A 22820-nucleotide genomic window follows, 5' to 3' on the forward strand; every position below is an offset into this window, starting at 1 on the left:
GTTCCATCGGCAATGGCCGGAACGGACGGCCGCTGCGACGAGGAGGGCCATGCGTTCGCCATCTCATGAACTGCTCGGGGACACCGATCCGCGCGAGCACGGGCCCGGTTGGCGGTACGTCATGGTGCCCCTGAGCGCGCGCGGCGCGAAGCTCAGATCGCTGGTCGGCCCGGACAGCCGGATCGCCCGCGCCCATCAAGAGGACGCCTACACGGTGAACCCGGACCGCGTCGGCATCCGGGAGCCGTGGGAGGCCACCCGGGACGGCGGAATCTCTCACAAGCCGGTGCTGATCGACGCGAACCACCCACCGGAGCATGCCGGGCTGATCGTCGCGATGCCGCCCGAGCACCTGTACCTGACGCTGACTTCCGAAGGTCCGATCACCGGCCACGACCTGATGGCCGAGGAAGGCCGGATGGGCCGGCCGGTGTATCTGAACAGCACCTTCGGCGAGGGGGTGACGATCACCGGAGTGGTCGTTCCGCAGCAGCAGGACGGTGCCGGGCCGGTCAGTGCCTGGGACGCCGAGTGGCTGTCGGACCTCGCGGCCGAGCGCGGTCTCCCGGTGATCGAGACAGTCGGGGCGGACAACGACGGCCTGCAGCAGGTCCGGTCGGGGCCGGACGGGTGGCACCTGGAGGTTCCCGACGGCCAGACGCGGGAGGGCGGCCGCTTCCCGCTCCGGGCGGACGGTGACTTCCGCTCGATCGAGACGGAGTACGCCGAAGGCCTGCTGATGTATCCGCAGCAGGTGGGCAAGGCGATGGAGGACCTGAGTACGGCGGGTGTCGGCGACGAGGAGCTTCGTGCTCTGGCGGCCGGCTACGAGCAGGCTGTCAACCGCAACGAGGCTCCACAGGTGTCGATGGCGGCAGATGAGGCCGTCCTGCTGTCGGTCCGGGACGACACTGTGTCGGAGGACCGCTACGGCCGGTACGAGCAGGAGACCGTAGTGAGGGCCGGGGGCGCCTTCACATGGCGGATCCACGACCAGCGGTACGGCGAGATCGTCGAGGCTACGCACCCGGAGCTCACCCACCGGCTCGTCGAGGCAGCCAAGCAGCACCATCCGGATCTGGCTCCGCAGCTCGATGCGCTCTACGAACAAGCACGAATCCCGAATGCCGTCCGTTGGGCACACGAGCAGCGGATGGGTGGCCGGATCCCGGACGGCGTACGGCAGGTGGCCGACCGGTGGGCGGGCGGGCCGATCGACTGGCAGGTGGTTCAGCATCAGGCCGAACGGGCCACCGCGCAGGACTGGGCACGGGTGGCCGGATCCGTTGCCGCGTCGGGCTCCCCGGTGACCCTGATCACCAACGAGGGCGTCAGCCAGTACCAACCAAGCAGGTCGCTGCCGGAGCGCGGCGGGCGGGCGGACTGACATCTGGGCACGGGTCGCTCTACATACTGTGAAGTAGCTGAACGGGCGGTCACGATCGGCTTCCAGTGGCTGGACTGTGCGGCATCGGCGGGCGTCCGCCGATAGGGTGGGCGAACGTGAGCGAGACCGGTAGTGAGACCCGTACCCGCGCGCGGTTCGAGGTGCCTGAAGAACTCAGGGCCGACGTCCGCCTGCTCGGCGAGATCCTCGGCAAGGTCCTGGTCGAGTACGCCGGACAGCCGCTGCTCGACGACGTCGAGAAACTGCGCGAGCTGACCATTGCCGGCGACGGCGCCGCGGCCGAGGAGCTGGTCGCCTCGTGGCCGTACGAGCGGGCCGAGGACGTGGCGCGGGCCTTCACCTGCTACTTCCACCTGACCAACCTGAGCGAGGAACTGCACCGCGCCCGCGTACTGCGGGAGCGCGACCGCGCCGGCAGCGAGGCCGTGGTGTCCGAGCTGGCCCAGGCCGTCGAGCAGATCGCCCGGGAGAGCGGTGAGCAGCAGGCCCGCGCGCTGCTGAACGGGCTGGAGTTCCGCCCGGTGCTGACCGCGCACCCGACCGAGGCCCGGCGCCGCGCCGTCCTGGCGACGATCCGGCGGATCTCCTCGCTGCTGGACGAGCGCCACGACCCGCGGGCCGGCGACAGCGACCTGGCGGAGAACCGTCGCCGTCTGGTCGAGCAGGTCGACGTCCTCTGGCGTACGTCGCAACTCCGCACCAGCCGGCCGACTCCGCTGGACGAGGTCCGTTCCGCGATGGCCGTGTTCGAAGAGACCCTGTTCGATGTCGTAGGCAACGTGTACCGCCGCCTCGACGACGCGCTGGCCGGCGACGCGGCCGGCACGCGTACGCCGGTGGTCGCGCCGTTCGTGCACCTGGGTTCCTGGATCGGTGGCGACCGCGACGGCAACCCGAACGTCACCGCGGCGATCACCCGGGAGGCCATGCAGATCCAGGCCGACCACGTCCTCCGGGCGCTCGAGCAGGCCACCGAAGCATTGGGCCGCGCGCTCACGCTCGACGCCGCGACCACGCCGCCGTCAGCTCCGGTACGCCGCATCCTCGAGGACGCCCGGGCGGTCAACCCGGAGCTGATCGCGGACATCGAGACCCGCTCGCCGGCCGAACCGCACCGGCAGCTCCTGCTGCTCGCAGCGCGCCGGCTGGCCGCAACGCGGTCCCGTGACGCCGACTTCGGTTACCCGCGGGCCGCTGACTTCCTCCACGAGCTCAAGGTCCTGCAGGACTCGCTGGTGACAGCCGGCGCACCTCGCCAGGCGTACGGCCAGCTGCAGCAGCTCATCTGGCAGGTGAACTCGTTCGGCTTCCACCTGGCCGAGCTGGAGATCCGTCAGCACTCCGCGGTGCACGCCAAGGCTCTGGAGGAGGTGCTGGGCGGCGGCGAGCTGTCCGACCAGACAGAGGAAGTGCTGGCCACGCTCCGAGTCATCGGCCAGATCCAGCAGCGCTTCGGACCCGAGGCGTGCCGTCGGTACGTCGTCTCGTTCACCCGCAACGCCGGCGATCTGGCAGCCGTCTACGAGCTGGCCGACGCCGCGCTGGACGGCCGTCCGATCGAGCTGGACGTCGTACCGCTGTTCGAGACCGGTGAGGACCTGCAGAACTCGGTAGAGGTGCTGGACAACGCGATCCAGCTGACCCGGGTGCGGCACCGGCTCACTGCGAACGACCGGCGCTTCGAGGTCATGCTCGGGTACTCCGACTCCGCCAAGGACGTCGGACCGGTCTCGGCGACGCTCGCGCTGTACGACGCGCAGGCGCGGATCACCGCGTGGGCGCAGCGCAACGCGATCCGGCTGACGCTGTTCCACGGTCGTGGTGGCGCGCTGGGCCGCGGCGGTGGTCCGGCGAACCGCGCAGTACTCGCACAGGCTCCCGGATCGGTCGCCGGCCGATTCAAGCTGACCGAGCAGGGCGAGGCGATCCCGGCGCGGTACGGGAACGCACCGATTGCGCAGCGGCACATCGAGCAGGTGACTGCGGCGACGCTGCTGGCGTCCACTCCGGCGATCGAGGAGCGGGCGACTGCGGCGGCGGAGCGGTTCGCGGTGATGGAGAAGACGCTCGACGAGGCGGCGCGTACGGCCTACCACCGGCTGGTGAAGGCGGACGGGTTCGCGGAGTGGTTCGGTCGCGTGACCCCGCTGGAGGAGCTTGGTCAGTTGCCGCTCGGGTCGCGGCCGGCCCGGCGTGGTGTGGCGGTGTCGTCGCTGGAGGACCTGCGCGCCATCCCGTGGGTGTTCGCCTGGTCGCAGGCCCGCGTGAACGCACCGGGTTGGTACGGCCTCGGTACTGCGCTCGCTGCCGTCGGCGACGTGACACTGCTGCAGGACGCGAACCAGAACTGGCCCCTGTTCCAGGTGATGCTCGAGAACGCCGAGATGTCGCTGGCCAAGACGGACCGGCGCATCCTCGGCCGCTACCTGGAGCTGGGCGACCGGCCGGACCTGACGCAGCAGATGCTCGACGAGCACGCGCTCACCACGGAGTGGGTGCTCAAGGTGCTCGGCGAGGAGCGACTGCTGCAGGGGCGGCGTGTGCTGGGCCGTGCGGTCGAGCTGCGCAACCCGTACGTCGACGCGCTCAGCTACCTGCAGCTGCGGGCGCTACGGACGCTGCGTACCGATGATTCGCTGGACGAAGAGCAGATCGTCCGTACTCGCCGGCTGCTGTTGCTGACCGTCTCGGGCGTCGCCGCCGGTCTGCAGAACACCGGATGAGCTTCAGCGACCTGGAGCGGCCCCCGCTGGACGAGAAGTTCCTGCGGGGCCGCTTGGTGCGTCCCGGTGCGCTGTGGACGCAGATCGACGTACTCGCGGAGACGCCGTCGACCAATGCGGTCGTGGCTGCCGCGGCCGCTGGTGGACAGCCCGAGGGGCTGGTTGTCGCTGCGGAGTACCAGACGTCCGGTCGAGGGCGGCTGGGGCGGACGTGGACGACGCCACCGCGCTCTGCGCTCCTTATGTCCGTTTTGCTGCGTCCGGTGACCGTGGAAGCGGCCCGGTGGCCGTGGCTCGGTTTGCTGGTCCCGCTGGCGGTTGCGGCTGCTGTGCGTGCGGTTGGTGAGGTACCGGCCCAGGTGAAGTGGCCGAACGACGTACTGGTCGAGGATCGCAAGCTCGCGGGCATCCTGCTCGAGCGGATCGAGGGACCGGCCGCGGTCGTCGGCATCGGCCTCAACGTGACGCTCCACTCCGACGAGAAGCCGCACGAGGCTGCCACCTCGCTCGCGCTGGAGAAGGCAGCAACAACCGACCGGGCCACCGTCATGTCGGCCGTTCTGCGAGAACTCGCTTCGCGTTACCAGTCCTGGGTGGACGCCGGTGGTGATCCGTCCGTGGTGCTTGCGGAGTATCGCGAACTGTCAGCGACACTAGGGCGAGCGGTCCGGGTGGAGCTGCCGGACGGCACGTTCCTCGAAGGGACCGCTCGGGACTTGGCAGACGATGGTCGGCTGATCGTCGACACTGCCGACGGCCCTCGGCCGCTGGCGGCAGGGGACGTCACGCACCTGCGGACAGCCGGCCGATAGTCGGCCCGTGGTCGGGTTTGTGGACCACTGTGATGCGGTTGCCTTCGCGCACCGAGCCCGTCTCCAGCACCCTCAGGTAAGCGCCGACCCGGCCGGTCTTCGCGAACCGGTGATGGAACCGATGGATCCCCATCCGTCCCGACAGATTCCCGCACGGCGTCCGCGGTGACCGTACCTCGACCAGGATCCCGTGCTGCGGACCGCCGATCCGCCACCGCTCACCGACCACCGCGCCGGTGATGTCGAGCCCGGATGTCCTCAGGTTCTCGCCGAACAACCCCGGCGGTACGTCGCGGTCGAGCTCGACCGACCACCAGTCCGCGTCCTCCTCGGCGTACGCGTAGAGCGCCTTGTCCGGGCCGCCGTGGTACCGCGTGTCGCACTGCCGATCACCGACCAGCCCGAGCACACCGACCTCGACCGCACCGGGCGCCGGCCGCTTGTCGATCGCCGTCCACCGGGTCGGCCCGCGGATCACCTCGTGCACGACGTTGACCGCCACCACCCGCGCGGTCATCGGCTGATCCACCGAATCGGGTCGCCGCTGTCCAGGTCGTCGCAGCCGGCGTCGTGCAGAGCGCCGGCGACGAGCGTCCGGCGGTACGACGCGAACGTCAGCACATGCGCGATCATCCCGCCGGCCGTGTACACCTCGGCGTTCTCGCCCGGACACACGATCAACTCGTCCAGCCGGTTCGCGCTGCACAGCTCGCCGACCTCCGCCGCGAACGCCGTACCAACCTCGGTCAGGCGGCGGCGCATGCTCTGGACGCTTTCGCCTTGTTCTACAGCGAAGTCGTACTCCTGACCGGTCAGGTTCGCATGCCACATGCCGAGTTGACCGACCAGCCGGGACAGCAGCGAGCGCAGTGTCGGGTGGTCGTCGATTCCCTCGACCGAGATCTCGATCGACCGGTCGAGCTGCTCGTCGGTCAGCGTCGCGGCCTGACCGAGCATCTCGCCGAGCAGCCAGACATGGTGATCAACCATCGCCCGCACCAGATCCATCGAACTCACCTCGTCCCTGGCCGCCACCCGGAGCCCGTTCGGCGGGTGGAAGTGGATGCCGCTCGGCGCGTCCAGCCGGATCCGGTCCGGACGGCCACGCCATTCCCCGGGCGGTACGCCGTACGCCCGGCCGAAGGCGCGCGTGAACGCCTCGTGCGACCCGTACCCGGCCTCGACCGCGACATCGAGGATGTGCCCGGTCCCGGTCAGCAGCCGGTACGCCGATCGCTCGAGCAGGATCCGCCGTCGGAGCGCGCCGGGGCGTTCGCCCGCCGCGGCCGCGACCATCCGATCGAGATGCGACCTCGACAGCTGGAGTCGCCCGGCGAGGTCGGCGCCGTTGACCGCGTGATCGTCGAGCGCGTGGGCGAGTACGTCGACGAAGGCGGCGAGCACGTCGGTGGTCATGCCACCATCGTGCCGCCGCCGGGGTCGCAGTACTTGATCGTTTTCGCTTTTTACCCGGTAAAGATCTTGACCGCGGTGATCAGCGTCTCGATGACGCCGTAGCCGAGCAGGACGGCGACCAGGAGCCAGGAGATCACCAGGCGTGGGGTCTGGTTCATCGGGATGCCTCCACCGTCGACTCGGCCTTCTCGTGGAACCGCTCGGACACCGATCGGATCAAGAGGTTGGCGATGAAGCCGACCGCCAGTACGCCGACCATCGTGAACAGCGCCGGCCGGTACGCCGACGCGGTCAGCGTGCCCGGTTTGCCTTCGTGGTCGAGGAATCCGTTGACGATGAGCGGCCCGGCGATCCCCGCCGCCGACCACGCGGTCAGCAGCCGCCCGTGGATCGCGCCGACCTGATACGTGCCGAACAGATCCCGCAGGTACGCCGGAACCGTCGCGAAACCGCCGCCGTAGAACGAGATGATGATCGCGGCGAGCAGCACGAAGACCACTGTGCTGGTGTGACCAACGGTCGCGAGCAGCGCATACGCGATGATCCCGACGCCGAGGTAGATCGCGTAGATCGGCTTGCGGCCGATCACGTCCGACGTCGTCGACCAGCCGAACCGGCCGGCCATGTTGAAGATCGACAGCAACCCGACGAACCCGGCCGCCGCCGCGACCGCCACGCTCGACTTGCCGCCGTCAGCGCGGAAGAAGTCCTGGATCATCGGGCTCGCCTGCTCGAGGATGCCGATCCCCGCGGTCACGTTGCAGAACAGCACGACCCAGAGGAACCAGAACTGCGGCGTCTTGATCGCGTTCGCGGCCGACACGTTGGCGGTGGTGACGAGCGCCTTCTGCTGCACGGTCTTCGGGTCGAAGCCGTCCGGCGTCCAGCCCTCGGCGGGAACGCGGATGTTGAAGACGCCGAACATCATGATGACGAAGTAGCCGATGCCCAGCGTGACGAACAGCCCGACCAGGGCGCCGCCGCCGGCCACCGACGTACTGACGTTGGGGTCGTAGTTGGAGTCGTACAGACCGAGCAGTTGGCGGGACAGCGGGCTGGCGACGAGCGCGCCGCCGCCGAAGCCCATGATCGCCAGGCCGGTCGCGAGACCCGGGCGGTCCGGGAACCATTTGATCAGCGTGGACACGGGGGAGATGTAGCCGATCCCGAGACCGATACCGCCGATCACGCCGTACCCGAGGTAGACGAGCCAGAGCTGACCGGTGCCGATGCCGAGGGCGCCGACGAGGAAGCCGGTGGTCCAGAAACAGGCGGCGACGAACATGGCTTTCCGCGGGCCGTTGCGTTCGACCCAGGTGCCGCCGACGGCGGCGGACAGGCCGAGCATCACGATCGCGATGCTGAACACCACACCGACCGCGGTCTGACTGCTGTCGAAGTGTTTCACAATCGAGGTCTTGTAGACGCTGGTCGCGTACGCCTGCCCGATGCACAGGTGGACGGCCAGCGCGGCCGGTGGGATCAGCCAGCGGCTGTAACCCGGCGGCGCGATCGTGTGCTCCCGATCGAGTATCGACAAGACTGCCATCACGGCTCCTTCTCGTCCCCCAGTTGATTACCCCTCGCGCATCCTGGCTCACTGTATGCATTTTGTGAAGTGTTGAACCACTTTGCCGCCCGATCGTCCCCTGCGCGTTCCCCCCGTTCGTGTCGGGAGGGGACATTCGGACCTGGTAGCTGTGAAACTGGGGGTATGGCGATCTCGGCGAAGTTGTTGGGTGAGGACGAGTACGTCGTCGTCAGCACCCGGACGCACTGGAAGGCCTTGATCGGGCCGGTGCTTCTGCTGCTGGTGGTGGCGGGGGCGGGAGGTTTCCTGGCCGCGATCGTGCCGACCGGGTCGTTGCAGACCCCGGCCCGGATCGCGATCCTCGCCGTCGGTGTGGTGATCCTGGCGGCGTTCGCGCTGAAGCCGTTCCTGAACTGGTTCTTCTCGACGTACACGATCACGAACCGGCGGCTGATCACCCGGCACGGCATCCTGACCCGCACCGGCCGCGACATTCCGCTGATGCGGGTCAACGACGTGTCCTACGAACACGGCCTGATCGACCGCATCCTCGGCTGCGGCACGCTCCACATCGAGTCCGCCGGCGAACGCGGCCAGGTGGTGCTCCCCGACGTACCGCATGTCGAGCATGTCCACCTGCAGATGTCAGATCTGCTCTTCGGCGGCCCCGACGGCAAACCCGGCGACGGCATCCTCGACGACGAGGAGCCGCCGGAGCACATGCGCCGCCGTCCGCAGCAGCAACAGCAGCAGTCCCCGCGCACGGACGACGGCGAAACCCTCTTCAGCTCCGACGACGACCGCTAGAAGACCTCGAGGCTGACCGGTGCGAGTGGCCAGCGGAAGGCTGCTGTGGCTTGGTTGAGGGTGCCGGGGGTGTGCTCGGCGACTCGGCCCGTGGTGGCGAACTCGGCGAGTGGGCGGCCGCCAAGGTAGGCGGCGCTCAGCTCCGTGGTGGAGAGGGTCAGGTCGGCCGGCGAGTCGGTGGGCTCGCAGGTGACGGCTGAGTCGGACGCGGTCAGGCGGAAGCGGCCGGCATTCTTCTCGATCAGGTCGTCGGTCACCTCCAGGACGACGTCGACGGGGACGGCGTACTGGCGTTCCTGCAAGGCTCGCTGGACGTCGGTGATGCGGAGCCAGAGGGACTCGCTGACTCGGCGGTCGAGGGCTGTCGGGGTGCTGACGAGTTGGAGCAGCGGCTCGTCGACGGCGCCGTAGCCGTAGCCCAGCTTGGCGCTGAGGTCCATGGTGAGCAGGTGCTGCCAGAGGACCCGGTACGCCGTCGGCGTGGGTGCAACCAGCTCCTCGACGTTCACCTCGTACGCCGGACCTGTCGCGCTCCAGACCATCTTGCCGCGCCACAGCGCGTACCCGTCCACGGTGCCGGTCTCGTCGCGGTGGGCCACGATGCGAAGCGCAGTACGGCCGCCGCGGTCGTCCGGCTTGTCCTCCAGGTGTTTCTGCCAGCGCAGCTCTGAGCGGTCGGACACGCCGGCGCGCAGCTGCTGCATCTCGCCGAGGATGCGGGGCAGTTCCTTGAGCGCCTCGTCCTTGGTCAGCTCGCCGAGCTCGCCCGGCCGGATCGGTCCGCTCGGCGGCCCGACGCGGTGCAGATCGACCTCGTACGACGTGCCCCAGGCGGCCGCGGCGTACCCGAAGCGGCCGTAGATCGCCGGCTCGCTCGCCCACAGGACCGCGATCGCCTCCGGGACCTCGCGCAACTGCTGCCCGATCAGCCCGGACATCACGCCCCGCCGTCGATGCGTCGACTTCACGCCGACTCCGGTCACATGCGCCGCGGGCACGACTCCACCCGGCACCGACAGGTCGCGCGTGAGTGCACGCGTCGTACCGATGATCTCGTCGCCGTCGGTCGCGACCAGCGCGCGCTCCGGCTCGAACAGCTGCCGCCCGAGGTCGTCGGGCGTCACCTCGAACATCATCGCCGCGCCGAACACGGCCTGGACCGCGTCGTACTCACTCGCCTGGGCTGCCCGCATCTCGATATCGGTCACGTACCGCATCTTCACATGCCCTACCGACAACTTCAGCCCCTGCGGGAGCATCGAGCCTGCAAAGGGGTGGTGCAGATGATCAAGATTCTCGGAGCGACGTCAGCGGCGTTGCTGATGGCAACGAGCCTGATCCCTGGGACGGCGGTCGCCGGGCCCAGTGCCGTAGGAGGCTGTTCCGTCGCGGTGGGATCGGTTACGGCGGGAGGCGACCACCGGGAACAGGGCGTCTTCTCGGGCGCACCGCCGACAGCGCCGGCGAGCCGCATCCTCGGGCTCAAGGTGTACCCGGCTGGAGCGGTTCGAGTCAGCTCGTCGATGTCGCGGGGCGACGACGGGATCAGCATCGCGTTCGTTTCCGGTTACAGCGTCCTGGGGGATGCGCTGTACTTCGCGCAGTACTCGACCGGTGAGAACGGCGTCATCGACGGCGGACTGAAGCGGGTCGGCGGCGGCTGGGGGACCTTCCTCGCCCTCGACGAGACGACGTACTACGACGGGACGCTCCGGCACAACACGTACGGACTGCGGAACGACGGCACGCTGTTCCGCTGGAGCGTCGACAAGGGCGGCGTGTGGCGGAACAAGACGTCTGCACCCGGGTTCGCCTCGGTGAAGTCGATGGCGCTGATCAGCTCGACCAAGACGTACGACACGTTCCTCGCGAACACCCGCGGCGGTGCGCTGTACACGATCCACATCCCGACGACCGCACCGATGAAGCCGGTCGTGAAGCAGGTCCGCACTTCGACCTGGCAGGGCTTCGAGACGCTGCTCGCGCAGCAGTGCGGCCAATACGGCACGCTTCTGCTCGGCATCGACCGCGACACCCACAACGGCTACTTGTACGCCGTCGGCCACGCCACCGGCCCGACCACCGTCATCCAGTCGATCGGCAAGGTCCCCGCCACCTTCACGGACCCGGTCTACTTCCACTGGACCGACGGCAACGCAACCTTCAAACCGCCGTACGGCGAGTAACGCGCTTCAGACTGCTTCGACGTTGTCGACGAGCCACTGGCCGGCCACCGACTGAAGGGTGAGTTGGACCCGGGTGCGCTGCACGCTCGGGGTCGACGCACCCTTGGTCGTCGTCGTGGTGTCGACGAAGAGGAGGACGTGGGCCGTGGTGGCGGTCGCGTCCTTGACAGCGGCGTCGGTGACCGCGGCCTTGGCGACGGCCTGTTGGGTCAGCTGTTGTGGGCGGATCGCGGCCACGGTCTTCGCGAACTCGGCACCGAACTCCTCCGTCGTGACCTTCTCGGTCGCCGATGCGTACTCGTCGAGCTTGCGGTAGTCGTAGCTGAAGAGCACGCCGACGTTCGCCCGAGCAGCCGTCAGGACCTCCGTGCGTACCTGTTCGTCAGGCGCGGCGGCGTCGAGCTTGCGCTGCAGGTCGTCGGCTCGCTTCAGTTGCGTGTTGGCGTCGGACCGCACGATCGCGACGGCCGCGATCCCGGCGACGGCGGCACCCACCAGCAACACAGCCAGGACGATGCTGACGACAACCGCCGGATGGAGCCTCGGCCGCGGTGATGAAGGGGAAGTCATCGAGATGCCGGGTCAGCGGACAGCCGGGAGATCTCCGGTCGAGTCGTCGAGGGCGGCCGGCGAGTCGGGGGCCGGGGTGTGCTCGGCCTCGTCGAGCTCGATCTCTTCCTTGAAGACGAACTTCCGGTAGGACCAGAAGCGGAAGAGGGTGCCGAGTCCGAGGCCGATGAAGTTCGCGGCGATGTTGTCGGACAGCCAGGTGTGCAGGTCGAGCACGTACCGCGAGAAGGCCAGGCAGCCGGCGGCGATCAGCAGGCCGATCCCGTTCAGCACGAAGAACAGCACGTATTCACGGTGCAGGCCGCTGCGCTCGCGGTGCCGCCACGTCCAGTAGCGGTTGCCGAAGTACGTCACGACGGTGGCGACCGTGGTCGAGATCAGCTTCGCGGTCAGCGGCTTGTGGTGCAGCATGCCCTCGCCGGAGTCGGCGAGCACCAGCGGGTTGTTGAACACGAGCCAGTTGTAGATCGGCAGGTCGACGACCAGACCGAGCAGACCGACCAGACCGAACTTGGCCACTTCGTGCACCAGGTGCTGGAACTGGCCGTACAGCGTGGTGACGAGCTTCAACGGTCTTCGGAACCTTCTGTGATCAAACGGCGACGGGAGGGTCAGCCTCCCACGGTACCCGGCGACCGGTCCCAGCCCGAAATCGCCAGCGTGCCGCGGTGGCCGCCGACCGGCTCATGTTGTATGGACATTAGGCTCCGGTCTGTGAAGTTCGATCGCAAAGACCTCCCCGTCGGCACCCCGGTGGTCGGCATGGTCGGAGGCGGCCAGCTGGCCCGGATGACGCAGGAAACCGCCGTCGCCCTCGGCATCCAGCTCCGCGTGCTCGCCGAAGGCCCCACGGTCTCGGCCGCGCAGGCGGTCGCGGACGCGCCGGTCGGCGACTACAAGGACCTCGAGACGGTACGGCGGTTCGCCGCCGAATGCGACGTGGTGACCTTCGACCACGAGCATGTGCCGACCGAGATCCTGCACGCACTCGAGGCGGACGGGCTGAAGGTCCACCCCGGCCCGGACGCGCTCGTGCACGCCCAGGACAAGGCCGTGATGCGGGCCCGGCTCGACACCTTCGACGCCCCGGCGCCGGCGCACCAGGTGGTCGCCACACCGGCCGAGGTCGAGGACTTCGCCAAGCGGGTCGGCGGCTTCCCGATCATCCTCAAGACCACCCGCGGCGGGTACGACGGCAAGGGTGTCTGGTTCGTCGACGGGCCGGACGACGCGCAGATCGCGACGGCGTTCGGCAGCGGCGTACCGATCCTGGCCGAGGAGAAGGTGGACTTCGTCCGCGAGCTGTCCGCGATCGTGGCGCGGTCGCCGCACGGGCAGGCGGTCGCGTATCCGATCGTCGAGTCGGTGCAGAAGGACGGCATCTGCGTCGAGGTCACCGCTCCGGCGCCGGGCCTGGCGCCGGAGAAGGCTGCCCAGGCGCAGCAGACCGCGCTGCGGATCGCCGGTGAGCTCGGCGTGGTCGGCGTACTCGCGGTGGAGATGTTCGAGGCACGCGACGGACGGCTGCTGGTCAACGAGCTGGCGATGCGCCCGCACAACACCGGCCATTGGTCGATCGACGGCGCGGTCACGTCCCAGTTCGAGAACCACCTGCGCGCCGTACTCGATCTGCCGCTCGGCTCGCCGGCCGCGCGGGCGCCGTACACCGTGATGGTCAACGTGCTCGGCGGGGACGTCGAGGACATGCACCGCGGTCTGCTGCACTGCATGGCCCGCGATCCTGGACTGAAGGTCCACTTCTACGGGAAGTCGGTGCAGCCGGGCCGCAAGATCGGCCACGTCACGGCGTACGGCGACGACCTCGAGGAGACCCGCTCCCGTGCGCGCCACGCGGCGGCGTACCTGACCGGCACCATCGACGAGTAGGGAAGCGCATGATCGGCATTGTGATGGGGTCGGACAGCGACTGGCCGACGATGAAGGCGGCGGCCGAGGTGTGTGTGGAGTTCGACGTGCCCTTTGAGGCAGACGTCGTGTCCGCGCACCGGATGCCGACCGAGATGATCGACTACGGACGGTCAGCCCACGAGCGCGGGCTCAAGGTCCTGATCGCCGGCGCGGGCGGCGCCGCGCACCTGCCCGGCATGCTGGCGTCGGTGACACCGTTGCCGGTGATCGGCGTACCGGTTCCGCTGAAATACCTCGACGGAATGGACTCGCTACTGTCGATCGTGCAGATGCCGGCCGGTGTCCCGGTTGCAACGGTGTCAATCGGGAACGCTCGGAATGCGGGGCTGCTCGCGGTACGGATCCTGGCCGCGGCGGACGAGAAGCTGCGGGACAAGATGCTGGCGTTCCAGGAATCGCTGGCGGAGGTGGCGCGGGGGAAGGGCGGCACGGTGCGTGACGGGGCGGCAGAGTTGCGTAAAGGCTGAGGTCGTCGCTGGTTTCCACAGGATGGGGGCGGGTAGTCGTGAGATCCCATTGGTTGTCGTCTAAGGTCGTCGATCGTGACTCCGCCCACTGATTCGGATACGCAGCGCATACCAGGCCGGTTCTGGGTCTGGTTGTTCGGCGCCGCCGTATCTCTCCTCGGCGACCTGACGATGGCTTTTGCCATCGGTTGGTCCGCCACCCGCCACGGAGGCAGCGTCGCGGGGCTGATCCTGCTCCTCGCCGCCGCCCCGCGGGCCGTCCTGCTCCTGATCGGCGGCGCCATCGGCGACCGGTACGGCGCGCCGCGGGTGCTGCTGGTCAGCTGCGTGGCGATGTTCCTGGTGACCGCGGCCCTGGTTCCCACGACCCGTGCCGTCGGGGAACCTGTTTGGCTGCTGGTGATCCTGGCGCTGGTGGTCGGAATCATCGACGCGTTCTTCCTGCCCTCGTCCCGGTCGATGCCGCGGCTGCTCGTGCCACCCGAGCAGGTGCCGCGGGCGTTGGCGAGCTTCCAGGTCACCGGAGTCGTCTTCGCGGTCTCCGGCACCGCTGTCGGCGGCGTACTGGTCAACTGGGCCGGACTGTCCGCGGCGGCCGGCTTCGATGCGATCACGTTCGGCGTGATGATCGTGGTGCTGTATCTGCTGCGCGGGACCACAGCCCCGCACGGGTCCCGGACGACCACCATGTTCCGATCGATCGTCGACGGGGTCCGCGCGGCGTTCGGCCGGCCGCTCACCCGGGCGCTGCTGATCACGATGACGGTCGCTGCCGGCCTGCTGATGCCGATGGACGCGCTGCTGCTGCCGTTGCTGGCCCGCCATCACCACTGGGACGCGAAGACGGCGGCCCTCCTGATCGCGACCCGGAGCATCGGTGTCGGCGTCGTGTCGATCCGGATCCTGATGCGTGGCGCGTTCCAGCGGCCCGGGATGGTGGCAATGCTCGGTCTGCTGGTCGCCGCGGTCGGATTCATCGGCCTGTCCCAGGTGACTCCGCTGCCGCTGACCATCGCGTCGGCCGTGCTCAGCGGCATCGGTGTCGGCACCTTCACCGGACACGTGCTGCCGCTGCTGATGAACTCGGTCGAGCGCGAGTACCAGTCGCGGCTGCAATCGGTCATCGTGCTGTGCCAGAGCCTGGCGCTGGTCGTGATGAACCCGGTCCTCGGCAGCCTCGCCGACGTCAAGAGCATCCAGATCACCGGGGTCTGCCTCGGCATCGGTGTCGCGATCGCGCTCATCGGCCTGGTGGCGCTCAGCCGGCCGGTCCTCCGCAACGCACGGGTCGCGTAGCTCTTACGGCTTGCCCGGGGCGCGGTACGTCCAGCCGGCGGCGCGCCACGCGTCGGCGTTCAGGTTGAGGCGGGCGTCGATGACGACCGGGTGGGCGACGAGGCCGCGCAGCGCGGCCGGGTCGAGTTCGCGGAACTCGGGCCACTCGGTGAGGTGCAGTACGGCGTGGGCGTCGCGGCAGGCCTCGACCGCGGTCGGGGCGTAGCGCAGCGTCGGGCGGACGCGGCGGGCGTTCTCCATCGCCTCCGGGTCGAAGACGGTGACGTTCGCGCCGTGCAGCTGGATCCGGCCGGCCACGTCGAGCGCGGGCGAGTCGCGGACGTCGTCCGTACCGGCCTTGAACGCGGCGCCGAGGACGGTGACGTTCTTGCCGACCCACTCGCCGCCGAGCATCTCGTGGGTGATGTCAACGATCCCGGCGCGGCGGTGCTGGTTGATGTCGTCGACCTCACGCAGGAACGTGATCACCTCTTCGACACCGAGCTCGCCGGCGCGGTGCATGAACGCGCGCAGGTCCTTCGGCAGGCAGCCACCGCCGTACCCCGGGCCGGCGTTCAGCATGCCGCGGCCGATCCGCTTGTCGTATCCGAGCGCGTCCGCGAGCAGCGTCACGTCGGCGCCGGTCGCATCGGCCATCTCGGCGAGCGCGTTGATGAACGAGATCTTCGTGGCCAGGAAGGCGTTCGCGCCGCCCTTGACCAGCTCCGCGGTCGGGAGGTTGCACACGACCACCGGCGTACCCTCGCCGATCGGGGTCGCGAACACCTCGCGCAGGCGGGTCTCGGCGGCCTCGGACTGCACGCCGAACACCAGCCGGTCCGGGTGCAGCGTGTCGTCGACGCCGTGCGCCTCGCGGAGGAACTCCGGCTGCCAGGCGATCTCGACAGTGGTGCCGGCGGGGGCTTCGGCGTGGAAGCGGGCCTCGACGATCTTCGACGTACCGACCGGGACGGTGGAGCGGCCGACGACCAGAGTCGGCTTGGTCAGCAGCGGAGCGAGCATGGTGACGACCGAGTGCACCTGGGCCAGATCGGCCGCCTCGCTGCCCTCGAGCTGCGGCGTGCCGACGCAGATGAAGTGCACATCGGCCCAGTCCGCGATCTCGCGGTAGTCCTTGGTGAACCGCAGCCGGCCCGAGTCCACGTGCTTCTTCAGCAGCGGGTCCAGACCGGGCTCGTACAGCGGCGCCTTGCCGTCGTTCAGCAGCTTCAGCCGGTGCTCGTCGATCTCGACCCCGATGACGTCGAAACCGAACTCGGCCATCCCGGCGGCGGTGTTCGCGCCGAGGTAATTGGTGCCGATCACGGCGATCCGCAGGGGGCGGGAGGTCGCTTCACTCATGTCGGGGACTCTACCCATCGTGGTTATCAGCGGGTGACCGGCTCATGTCTGCCGGTCTTCCACGGCGTGCGGACTTGGTCACTTTCGGCGTACGACGCCCTCCGTTCGCGGATTGTTCGTCGTACTGTGTGACTCGTGAGTAACTCATTCGAGCTGTACGCGCTGTCCGAGGAGCACCAGGCGATCCGGGAGGCCGTCCGGGACGTCTGCGACGCCAAGGTCGCCCCGCACGCCGGGGACGTGGACGAGCTGGCCGAGTTCCCGAAGGCGTCGTACGACGCGCTCAAGGCCTCGGACTTCCACGCGCCGCACATCCCGGAGCAGTACGGCGGCGCCGGCGCGGACGCGCTCGCGACGGTGATCGTGATCGAGGAGGTCGCCCGGGCCTGCGCCTCGACCTCGCTGATCCCGGCCGTGAACAAGCTCGGCTCGCTGCCGTTGCTGCTGTCGGCGTCCTCCGAGGTCAAGGAGCGGTACCTGCCGCCGGTCGCGGCCGGTGACGCGATGTTCTCGTACTGCCTGTCGGAGCCGGAGGCCGGCTCGGATGCGGCGTCGATGAAGACTCGTGCCGTTGCCGATGGCGACGGGTATGTGCTGAACGGCGTGAAGCGGTGGATCACGAACGCCGGGGTGTCGGACTTCTACACGGTCTTCGCGGTGACCGATCCTTCCGCTCGCTCACGGGGGATCTCTGCGTTCGTGGTCGAGAAGTCCGACGAGGGGGTGTCCTTCGGGGCGCCGGAGAAGAAGCTCGGGATCAAGGGGTCGCCGACGCGCGAGGTGTACTTCGACAACGTGCGGATCCCGGCGTCGCGGCTGATCGGAGACCTGGGGACGGGCTTCTCCACCGCGATGGCGACGCTCGACCACACCCGGGTGACGATCGCCGCCCAAGCCCTCGGCATCGCGCAGGGAGCGCTCGACTACGCGCTCGGGTATGTGAAGGAGCGCAAGCAGTTCGGGAAGGCGATCGCGGAGTTCCAGGGCCTGCAGTTCATGCTCGCCGACATGGGGATGAAGATCGAGGCCGCCCGGCAGCTCACGTACGCCGCGGCCGCTCGCTCGGAGCGCGGCGATGCTGACCTCACGTACTTCGGGGCCGCCGCCAAGTGCTTCGCGTCGGATGTCGCCATGGCCGTCACCACCGACGCCGTACAACTCCTCGGCGGCTACGGCTACACCCACGACTACCCGGTAGAACGCATGATGCGCGACGCCAAAATCACCCAGATCTACGAAGGCACCAACCAGGTCCAACGCATCGTCATGGCCCGCCAACTCCTGAAGGGCCTGGGCTAGAAGCAGCCCATCGCGGGTGCTGCCCGGCGCGCACCGCGGTGGACTTTGGGGTTGCTAGCGTCGCGGGGTGGTGATGCGGCGGCGGGTTGTGTTGGGGGCGGTTGTGACCGCGCCTTTGTTGGTGGCTTGTGGGGAGGTTGCGCGGGACGGGGCGCCGGAGTTGAGGCTGGAGGCCGCCTGGCGGGTGCCGGTTCGGACTCGGATTGAGGGGTTGCCGGGGCGGGTGCGGGTGGTGGGTGACTCGGTGATTCTGGTTGACGGGACCGGGGCGGAGAAGGTTCGGGTTGCCTGCTTCAACGCTGCCGACGGGAAGCAGGTCTGGCAGATCGACGACGAAAGGCAGTTGTCGGTGCCGGGAGTCGGAGAGGTTCGGCTTTGTGTTGTCGGGCGCGGTGCCTACGAGTCGCCTGACGTCATCCAGGAGCCGACGGTCGGATGTGCCGGGGACATTCTCCCGATCAGTTTCGTTGCCGACCGCAACGCCAAGACGAGCAGCGGCATCGTCGGAGTCGACGTACACGACGGTCGTCCCGTCTGGGGATTCCGGGCTGTATCCGACGCCTCCACCGATCGGACGATGGTCACGGCTGTTGCCGGGTCCGTCGTGCTGGCCACCGTCAGCGCGCCGTACGGCCCCGACTGGCCTGAGCGCCGGCCGACGACTCTCGCGCTCGACGCCGGGAGTGGACGCGAGTTGTGGCGCGGGGACGGCGTGATCGGCCTGGCCGGGGACGGGGAGTCGGTCGTGGTCGCGAAGGTGACCGACGGCGGCTGGCGGCCGGAGGTGCGGGACGCGCGGAGCGGTACGCCGCGGTGGACCGGCAAGCATCCGATCGACGGTCCGTACCAGCACGTCTCGACGGTCGCCGATCACACCGTGCTGAGTACGAAGGACCGAAGGGTCACCGACATCGTGCGGCTGTCGACAGGGACCCAGCTCGACTTCGAAGCCGACGCCCCGCCCGGCCTGGTCGCGTCGAATCCGCCGATGCTCGTCTGGGACAGCGGTGTCGCCTGGTGGGCCAAGGGGCCGAACGGCTTTGTCACCCAGACGCTTCCGAAGGGCTCGCCGACAAAGGGAAAGAAGCGGCCGAAGGGCCTCGAGTTCCACGCCCTCTACGGCGCCGGACCGTACATCTGGGGCGAGTACAAGACGACGCAGGAAAGCGGCGACCACGACGACCTGGCCGGGACCATCGCCGTGGATCGCACCGGCCGGCCGCGGTCAGCTACTCAGCCCGGCGCCGTTCTTGCCGACGTGTCCGAGCGCTGGCTGGTCGTCGGCAAGAACGGGTACGTCGAGGTGCAGCGCATCACGCCGAAGGCGTCCTAAGGGAGCGTGTGGCCGGCCGCCGTGAAGAGGTGGTACCACTCCTCGCGGGTGAGGCGGATGGCTGCGCCGGCCGCGGACTCGGTGACGCGGGCCGGATTGGTGGTGCCGATGACGATCTGCATGTTGGCGGGGTGCCGCGCGATCCAGGCGATGGCGATTGCATCGGGGGTCACGGAGTACTTCGCGGCCAGCTCGTCCAAGGCGTCGTTCAGCGGGCCGTAGTTCTCGCGGTCGCCGAGGAAGACGCCGCCGGGCGGCGGCTTCTGGACGGAGCCCCAGGTCTGGATCGTCATGTTGTTCAGGCGGCTGTAGTCGAGGATGCCCAGGTCGCGGTCGACGGACTGGTCGAGGCCCATGATGTTCGCGGCGAGGCCCTGGGCGACCAGGGCGGCGTTCGCGAGGCTGAACTGGAGCTGGTTGGCGACCAGCGGCTGACGGACGGACCTGGCGAGGAGCTCGATCTGGCCGGGCGTGTGGTTCGAGACGCCGAACGCCGCGACCTTGCCGGCGGAGTGCAGCTCGTCGAAGGCCGCGGCGACCTCGTCGGGCTCCATCAGGGTGTCCGGGCGGTGCAGCAGCAGTACGTCGAGGTGGTCGGTCCGGAGCGCGGCCAGCGACTGCTCGACGCTCGACACGATGTGCTCACGGGAGAAGTCGAAGTACCCCGACCGGATGCCGACCTTCGACTGGATCACGACCTGGCCCCGCTCGGACGCGGGCACCGGTTGCGCGTCGCCGTACCGCTGCTCGCAGCCGTGGGAACCGCCGTAGATGTCGGCGTGGTCGAACATCGTCACGCCGGCGTCGCGCGCGGTGCCGATCAGTTTCCGGATCTCGCCGTCGCTGAGGTTCTTGATCCGCATCAGCCCCAGCACGACCCGCGACACGGACATCCCGGCTTTGGTCAACTCAACGGTCTCCATGACAGCTGGTTCTATCACCGCGGTGAGTAAGTCACGCGGTTCCGGGGCACAGGAGGGGTACCTGGGGGATCAGTCTCGAGGAGTGGCCGTGACTTCAACCGCAGATCCAGTCGCTTCGCCCCCGGGTGAGTTCCAGCCCGTCGGTGGCAAGCTCGAGCGTGCGCTCATCTGGGTGTTCATCGTGGTACCCACCCTGGCGCTGCTGCCGGGGATCTTCTTCGCCTGGGGCGGCTGGATCGGCTGGCGGGACGTCGTACTGCTGGTCGTGTTCTACATGCTCACCACCACCGGCATCGGCGTCGGCTATCACCGGGGCTTCACGCACAGCGCTTTCAAGAGCACGCGCGGCCTCAAGATCGCGCTCGCGATCGCCGGCAGCATGGCACTCGAAGGTCCCGTGATCCGCTGGGTGGCCGACCACCGCAAGCACCACAAGTACTCCGACCGGGACGGCGACCCGCATTCGCCGTGGCGGTACGGCACCAGCGCCTGGGCCGTGACCAAGGGGTTCGTCTTCGCCCATGTCGGATGGGTGCTGTGGGGACAGGAGCGCGCCGACCCGAAGCGCTATGCGCCGGATCTCCTGAACGATCGCGACATGGCATCGGTCTCGAGGCACTTCCGTCCGCTGGCGGTGCTATCTCTGCTGGCCCCCGCGCTCATCGGCGGGTTGTGGGACCGGTCGTGGCACGGTGCCGCGACCGGATTCTTCTGGGGCACGCTGGTCCGCGTCGCTCTGATGCACCACGTCACGTTCTCGATCAACTCCATCTGCCATGTCACCGGACGTACGCCGTTCGCCGCCCGCGATCGGTCCGGGAACGTGTGGTGGCTCGCATTGCTGAGCCAGGGCGAGTCGTGGCACAACCTCCACCACGCCGACCCGACCTGCGCACGTCACGGTGTGCTCAGGGGACAGGTCGACATCAACGCCTGGCTGATCAAACGCTTCGAACGGCTCGGCTGGGTGTACGACGTGAAATGGCCGGACGAGGAGCGTTTGAAGAGGAAGCGCACAGCCCTCGCGTGAGAGGTGGCGCGGAGTAGGATGTCCTTACCTGACTGATCGGGTCAGGCTGCCCCAGACACCGCGGCAGTGGTCGTCGCTGAGATCCGGGGTGTTGCCATGCGCACAGGCATGGATCGATCGTCAATCCCTTCGAGTTGGCGGCCGGCGTCATGAGCGCCCGGGACGCGGACCGGTCCGCGGCCGCGCTGGCCACGCTGACCGGCGATCTCTACATGGCGCCGGATCTGGACACGCTGCTGGAGCAGACGTTGCGGTTCGTGTCCGTCGCCCTCACCTGTGACTGCGCTGCCATCGTGCTGTGGCCGGGCCACGGCGTGAGCCGATGGCGGGTCGCCGGGTCGGACTCGCGGGCGACCAGAGCGGGGTACATCCGGTACGAGCACGGCGAGGGCATGAAGACAGTTCGCTCCCGGCCGGTGATGGTCGGTGACACCGCCGTGGAGGTTTCGACGGAGCTGGGGCTTCACAGCGTGATGAGCAGCGTCATCCGGGCTCGGCATCACGACATCGGGGTACTCGACGTCTATGCCCGCGAGCGGAGTGCGTTCCGCCAGGCGGACCAGGCGCTTGCAGGGGCACTGGCCACGCATATCGCGATCGCGATCAGCACGGTGACGACGGCCGAGACGCTCATCCGCGCGATCGATGCCCACACCGCGATCGGCCAGGCGGTCGGCATCTTGATGGAGCGTTTCGACATCGGATCCGATCAGGCATTGGTGTTGCTGCGGCGCCATTCGCAGGACCACAACGTCAAGTTGCGCACCGTTGCGGCGGACCTGGTCTCGGCGCAGCGGCACTCCACGCGATCGTCGCACCGGGCAGCTCAGCTGCCGGGCTGACCGGACGGCCCCCGGTGAGCCCGGTGGACAGCGGACTCCTCGCCCGGCACAGTGGCAGGTGCGACGTCATGACCGGGATCGCCCGGCCGAGCGAGCCAAGGCGCGCGATGACGTCCGAGGTGAGCTGATCAGTGGCATCACCACGTGTGCGTCAGATCCTTCTCGAGGTGCTGACCGATCCGCCCGGCCGGACCAGCACGGCCGCGCAGGTGATGCAGCGACTGGTCACCGCGGCGCTCACGGCGGTGCACGTCGACGGCGCGAGCGTTGCCCTGATGACGGCGGCCGGTCACGCCGGCCTGCTGGTCGCGACCGACGGCCCGTCAGCGGAACTGGAGAACCTGCAGCACTCCCTGGGAGAAGGTCCGTGCCTGGACGCGTCACGAGCGGGCAGGCCGGTGCTCGAACCGGACCTGGGCCGCAGCGGTATGTCGCACTGGCCGGGATTCACGTCGTCGGCGACCGCTGCCGGAATCGCCGCCGTGTTCGCGTTCCCGCTCCAGGTGGGCGTGATCCGGTTGGGAGTACTCGACCTCTACCGCACGATCACCGGATCGTTGGAGCCTCTCCAGCTGGCCGAGGCGATCGACTTCGCCGCCGCCGCGACGACAGTCCTTCTCGACCTGCAACACAGCGCACCTCTCGGTGAGCTGCACCCGCTCCTGGCCGTCGCCGCCGACGGGCATCGCGAGGTTCATCAGGCCACCGGGATGATCTCGGTCCAGGCCGCGGTCGGACTGACCGAGGCCCTGCTGCTCCTGCGCGCCCGTGCCTACGCCGCGGAGCGCCCGCTGCTCGAGGTCGCGAAGGACGTTCTGAACCGGCGACTCACCTTTTACCCCGAGGACGATCATGATGAGTAGGCAAGGCGATCCGGAGATCGGACCACCGGCCCGGAAAGGAATCA

Annotated in this window: 21 protein-coding genes; 13 read left to right on the plus strand and 8 right to left on the minus strand. The window is 68.8% G+C overall.

What is annotated here, in order from left to right:
* The first annotated feature begins 49 nt into the window (after positions 1–49).
* The 3 genes from OHA10_RS18250 to OHA10_RS18260 all read left to right on the plus strand — a co-directional run bounded on the left by OHA10_RS18250 (position 50) and on the right by OHA10_RS18260 (position 4943).
* Positions 50–1387, plus strand: coding sequence for a hypothetical protein (locus OHA10_RS18250; RefSeq protein ID WP_371407415.1), 1338 nt, complete (start codon positions 50–52; stop codon positions 1385–1387).
* Between the two features lie 116 nt (positions 1388–1503).
* Positions 1504–4131, plus strand: a complete 2628-nt coding sequence (locus OHA10_RS18255) for a phosphoenolpyruvate carboxylase (RefSeq protein ID WP_371407416.1) — start codon at positions 1504–1506, stop codon at positions 4129–4131.
* Complete coding sequence (locus OHA10_RS18260) at positions 4128–4943, plus strand: biotin--[acetyl-CoA-carboxylase] ligase (protein WP_371407417.1); 816 nt, start codon at positions 4128–4130, stop codon at positions 4941–4943. Before OHA10_RS18255 ends, OHA10_RS18260 begins: the two co-directional genes overlap by 4 nt.
* Here the strand turns inward: OHA10_RS18260 and OHA10_RS18265 are convergent.
* The 3 genes from OHA10_RS18265 to OHA10_RS18275 form a co-directional block, all read right to left on the minus strand.
* The gene (locus OHA10_RS18265) at positions 4915–5460 is read right to left on the minus strand and encodes an MOSC domain-containing protein (protein WP_371407418.1); all 546 of its coding nucleotides are present in this window, start codon (positions 5458–5460) and stop codon (positions 4915–4917) included. The genes OHA10_RS18260 and OHA10_RS18265 overlap by 29 nt on opposite strands.
* The gene (locus OHA10_RS18270; protein ID WP_371407419.1) at positions 5457–6359 is read right to left on the minus strand and encodes a helix-turn-helix domain-containing protein; all 903 of its coding nucleotides are present in this window, start codon (positions 6357–6359) and stop codon (positions 5457–5459) included. Before OHA10_RS18270 ends, OHA10_RS18265 begins: the two co-directional genes overlap by 4 nt.
* A 154-nt stretch (positions 6360–6513) precedes the next feature.
* Positions 6514–7908, minus strand: coding sequence for an OFA family MFS transporter (locus tag OHA10_RS18275; protein ID WP_371407420.1), 1395 nt, complete (start codon positions 7906–7908; stop codon positions 6514–6516).
* A 165-nt stretch (positions 7909–8073) separates the two neighbouring features.
* On the opposite strand from OHA10_RS18275, the gene OHA10_RS18280 reads away from it, so the two are divergent.
* Positions 8074–8697, plus strand: coding sequence for a PH domain-containing protein (locus tag OHA10_RS18280; protein WP_371407421.1), 624 nt, complete (start codon positions 8074–8076; stop codon positions 8695–8697).
* Here the strand turns inward: OHA10_RS18280 and OHA10_RS18285 are convergent.
* On the minus strand, positions 8694–9905 hold the full coding sequence (locus OHA10_RS18285; RefSeq protein WP_371407422.1) for a GNAT family N-acetyltransferase: 1212 nt from the start codon (positions 9903–9905) through the stop codon (positions 8694–8696). The genes OHA10_RS18280 and OHA10_RS18285 overlap by 4 nt on opposite strands.
* A gap of 75 nt (positions 9906–9980) precedes the next feature.
* On the opposite strand from OHA10_RS18285, the gene OHA10_RS18290 reads away from it, so the two are divergent.
* Positions 9981–10883, plus strand: coding sequence for a hypothetical protein (locus OHA10_RS18290; RefSeq protein ID WP_371407423.1), 903 nt, complete (start codon positions 9981–9983; stop codon positions 10881–10883).
* Between the two features lie 6 nt (positions 10884–10889).
* Here the strand turns inward: OHA10_RS18290 and OHA10_RS18295 are convergent, their stop codons facing one another.
* Entirely contained in the window at positions 10890–11387 is a 498-nt protein-coding gene (locus OHA10_RS18295) for a hypothetical protein (RefSeq protein WP_371407424.1), read from the minus strand.
* A gap of 78 nt (positions 11388–11465) precedes the next feature.
* A complete protein-coding gene (locus OHA10_RS18300; protein WP_371407425.1) occupies positions 11466–12023 on the minus strand; it encodes a GtrA family protein in 558 nt (185 codons plus the stop codon).
* A gap of 123 nt (positions 12024–12146) precedes the next feature.
* Here OHA10_RS18300 and OHA10_RS18305 point away from each other — a divergent pair, with 123 nt between their 5' ends.
* From OHA10_RS18305 to OHA10_RS18315, 3 genes are all read left to right on the plus strand, one after another.
* A complete protein-coding gene (locus tag OHA10_RS18305) occupies positions 12147–13340 on the plus strand; it encodes a 5-(carboxyamino)imidazole ribonucleotide synthase (RefSeq protein WP_371407426.1) in 1194 nt (397 codons plus the stop codon).
* Positions 13341–13348: 8 nt separating this feature from the next.
* Positions 13349–13849 carry a 5-(carboxyamino)imidazole ribonucleotide mutase gene (gene purE / locus OHA10_RS18310; protein WP_371407427.1) on the plus strand — a complete coding sequence of 167 codons (501 nt, stop codon included), beginning with the start codon at positions 13349–13351 and terminating at the stop codon, positions 13847–13849.
* Positions 13850–13924: 75 nt separating this feature from the next.
* Complete coding sequence (locus OHA10_RS18315; RefSeq protein ID WP_371407428.1) at positions 13925–15145, plus strand: MFS transporter; 1221 nt, start codon at positions 13925–13927, stop codon at positions 15143–15145.
* Between the two features lie 3 nt (positions 15146–15148).
* On the opposite strand, the gene OHA10_RS18320 is transcribed toward OHA10_RS18315, so the two are convergent.
* Positions 15149–16486 carry a UDP-glucose/GDP-mannose dehydrogenase family protein gene (locus OHA10_RS18320; protein WP_371407430.1) on the minus strand — a complete coding sequence of 446 codons (1338 nt, stop codon included), beginning with the start codon at positions 16484–16486 and terminating at the stop codon, positions 15149–15151.
* A 135-nt stretch (positions 16487–16621) separates the two neighbouring features.
* On the opposite strand from OHA10_RS18320, the gene OHA10_RS18325 reads away from it, so the two are divergent.
* Positions 16622–17785 carry an acyl-CoA dehydrogenase family protein gene (locus OHA10_RS18325; RefSeq protein ID WP_371407431.1) on the plus strand — a complete coding sequence of 388 codons (1164 nt, stop codon included), beginning with the start codon at positions 16622–16624 and terminating at the stop codon, positions 17783–17785.
* A gap of 73 nt (positions 17786–17858) precedes the next feature.
* Positions 17859–19118: a PQQ-binding-like beta-propeller repeat protein gene (locus tag OHA10_RS18330; protein WP_371407959.1), complete on the plus strand. Its 1260-nt coding sequence runs from the start codon at positions 17859–17861 to the stop codon at positions 19116–19118.
* Here OHA10_RS18330 and OHA10_RS18335 read toward each other — a convergent pair.
* The gene (locus tag OHA10_RS18335; RefSeq protein WP_371407432.1) at positions 19115–20041 is read right to left on the minus strand and encodes an aldo/keto reductase family oxidoreductase; all 927 of its coding nucleotides are present in this window, start codon (positions 20039–20041) and stop codon (positions 19115–19117) included. The two genes, OHA10_RS18330 and OHA10_RS18335, sit on opposite strands and share 4 nt — an antisense overlap.
* Positions 20042–20129: 88 nt before the next feature.
* Here OHA10_RS18335 and OHA10_RS18340 point away from each other — a divergent pair, with 88 nt between their 5' ends.
* The 3 genes from OHA10_RS18340 to OHA10_RS18350 all read left to right on the plus strand — a co-directional run bounded on the left by OHA10_RS18340 (position 20130) and on the right by OHA10_RS18350 (position 22776).
* Complete coding sequence (locus OHA10_RS18340; protein ID WP_371407433.1) at positions 20130–21071, plus strand: acyl-CoA desaturase; 942 nt, start codon at positions 20130–20132, stop codon at positions 21069–21071.
* A gap of 149 nt (positions 21072–21220) precedes the next feature.
* Positions 21221–21913, plus strand: a complete 693-nt coding sequence (locus OHA10_RS18345; RefSeq protein ID WP_371407434.1) for a GAF and ANTAR domain-containing protein — start codon at positions 21221–21223, stop codon at positions 21911–21913.
* A 146-nt stretch (positions 21914–22059) separates the two neighbouring features.
* The gene (locus OHA10_RS18350) at positions 22060–22776 is read left to right on the plus strand and encodes a GAF and ANTAR domain-containing protein (protein ID WP_371407435.1); all 717 of its coding nucleotides are present in this window, start codon (positions 22060–22062) and stop codon (positions 22774–22776) included.
* Positions 22777–22820 lie beyond the last annotated feature (44 nt).

This window comes from Kribbella sp. NBC_00662 (genome assembly GCF_041430295.1).
Taxonomy (GTDB): Bacteria; Actinomycetota; Actinomycetes; order Propionibacteriales; family Kribbellaceae; genus Kribbella.

What these genes read in the sequence shown, in the direction of transcription:
- OHA10_RS18290 (WP_371407423.1), top strand. Translation starts at nt 9,981, where the DNA reads ATGATCAAGATTCTCGGAGCGACGTCAGCGGCGTTGCTGATGGCAACG.
- OHA10_RS18345 (WP_371407434.1), top strand. Translation starts at nt 21,221, where the DNA reads ATGAGCGCCCGGGACGCGGACCGGTCCGCGGCCGCGCTGGCCACGCTG.
- OHA10_RS18270 (WP_371407419.1), bottom strand. Translation starts at nt 6,359, where the DNA reads ATGACCACCGACGTGCTCGCCGCCTTCGTCGACGTACTCGCCCACGCG.
- OHA10_RS18260 (WP_371407417.1), top strand. Translation starts at nt 4,128, where the DNA reads ATGAGCTTCAGCGACCTGGAGCGGCCCCCGCTGGACGAGAAGTTCCTG.
- OHA10_RS18250 (WP_371407415.1), top strand. Translation starts at nt 50, where the DNA reads ATGCGTTCGCCATCTCATGAACTGCTCGGGGACACCGATCCGCGCGAG.
- OHA10_RS18330 (WP_371407959.1), top strand. Translation starts at nt 17,859, where the DNA reads ATGCGGCGGCGGGTTGTGTTGGGGGCGGTTGTGACCGCGCCTTTGTTG.
- OHA10_RS18335 (WP_371407432.1), bottom strand. Translation starts at nt 20,041, where the DNA reads ATGGAGACCGTTGAGTTGACCAAAGCCGGGATGTCCGTGTCGCGGGTC.
- OHA10_RS18275 (WP_371407420.1), bottom strand. Translation starts at nt 7,908, where the DNA reads ATGGCAGTCTTGTCGATACTCGATCGGGAGCACACGATCGCGCCGCCG.
- OHA10_RS18320 (WP_371407430.1), bottom strand. Translation starts at nt 16,486, where the DNA reads ATGAGTGAAGCGACCTCCCGCCCCCTGCGGATCGCCGTGATCGGCACC.
- OHA10_RS18280 (WP_371407421.1), top strand. Translation starts at nt 8,074, where the DNA reads ATGGCGATCTCGGCGAAGTTGTTGGGTGAGGACGAGTACGTCGTCGTC.
- OHA10_RS18265 (WP_371407418.1), bottom strand. Translation starts at nt 5,460, where the DNA reads ATGACCGCGCGGGTGGTGGCGGTCAACGTCGTGCACGAGGTGATCCGC.
- OHA10_RS18305 (WP_371407426.1), top strand. Translation starts at nt 12,147, where the DNA reads ATGGACATTAGGCTCCGGTCTGTGAAGTTCGATCGCAAAGACCTCCCC.
- purE (WP_371407427.1), top strand. Translation starts at nt 13,349, where the DNA reads ATGATCGGCATTGTGATGGGGTCGGACAGCGACTGGCCGACGATGAAG.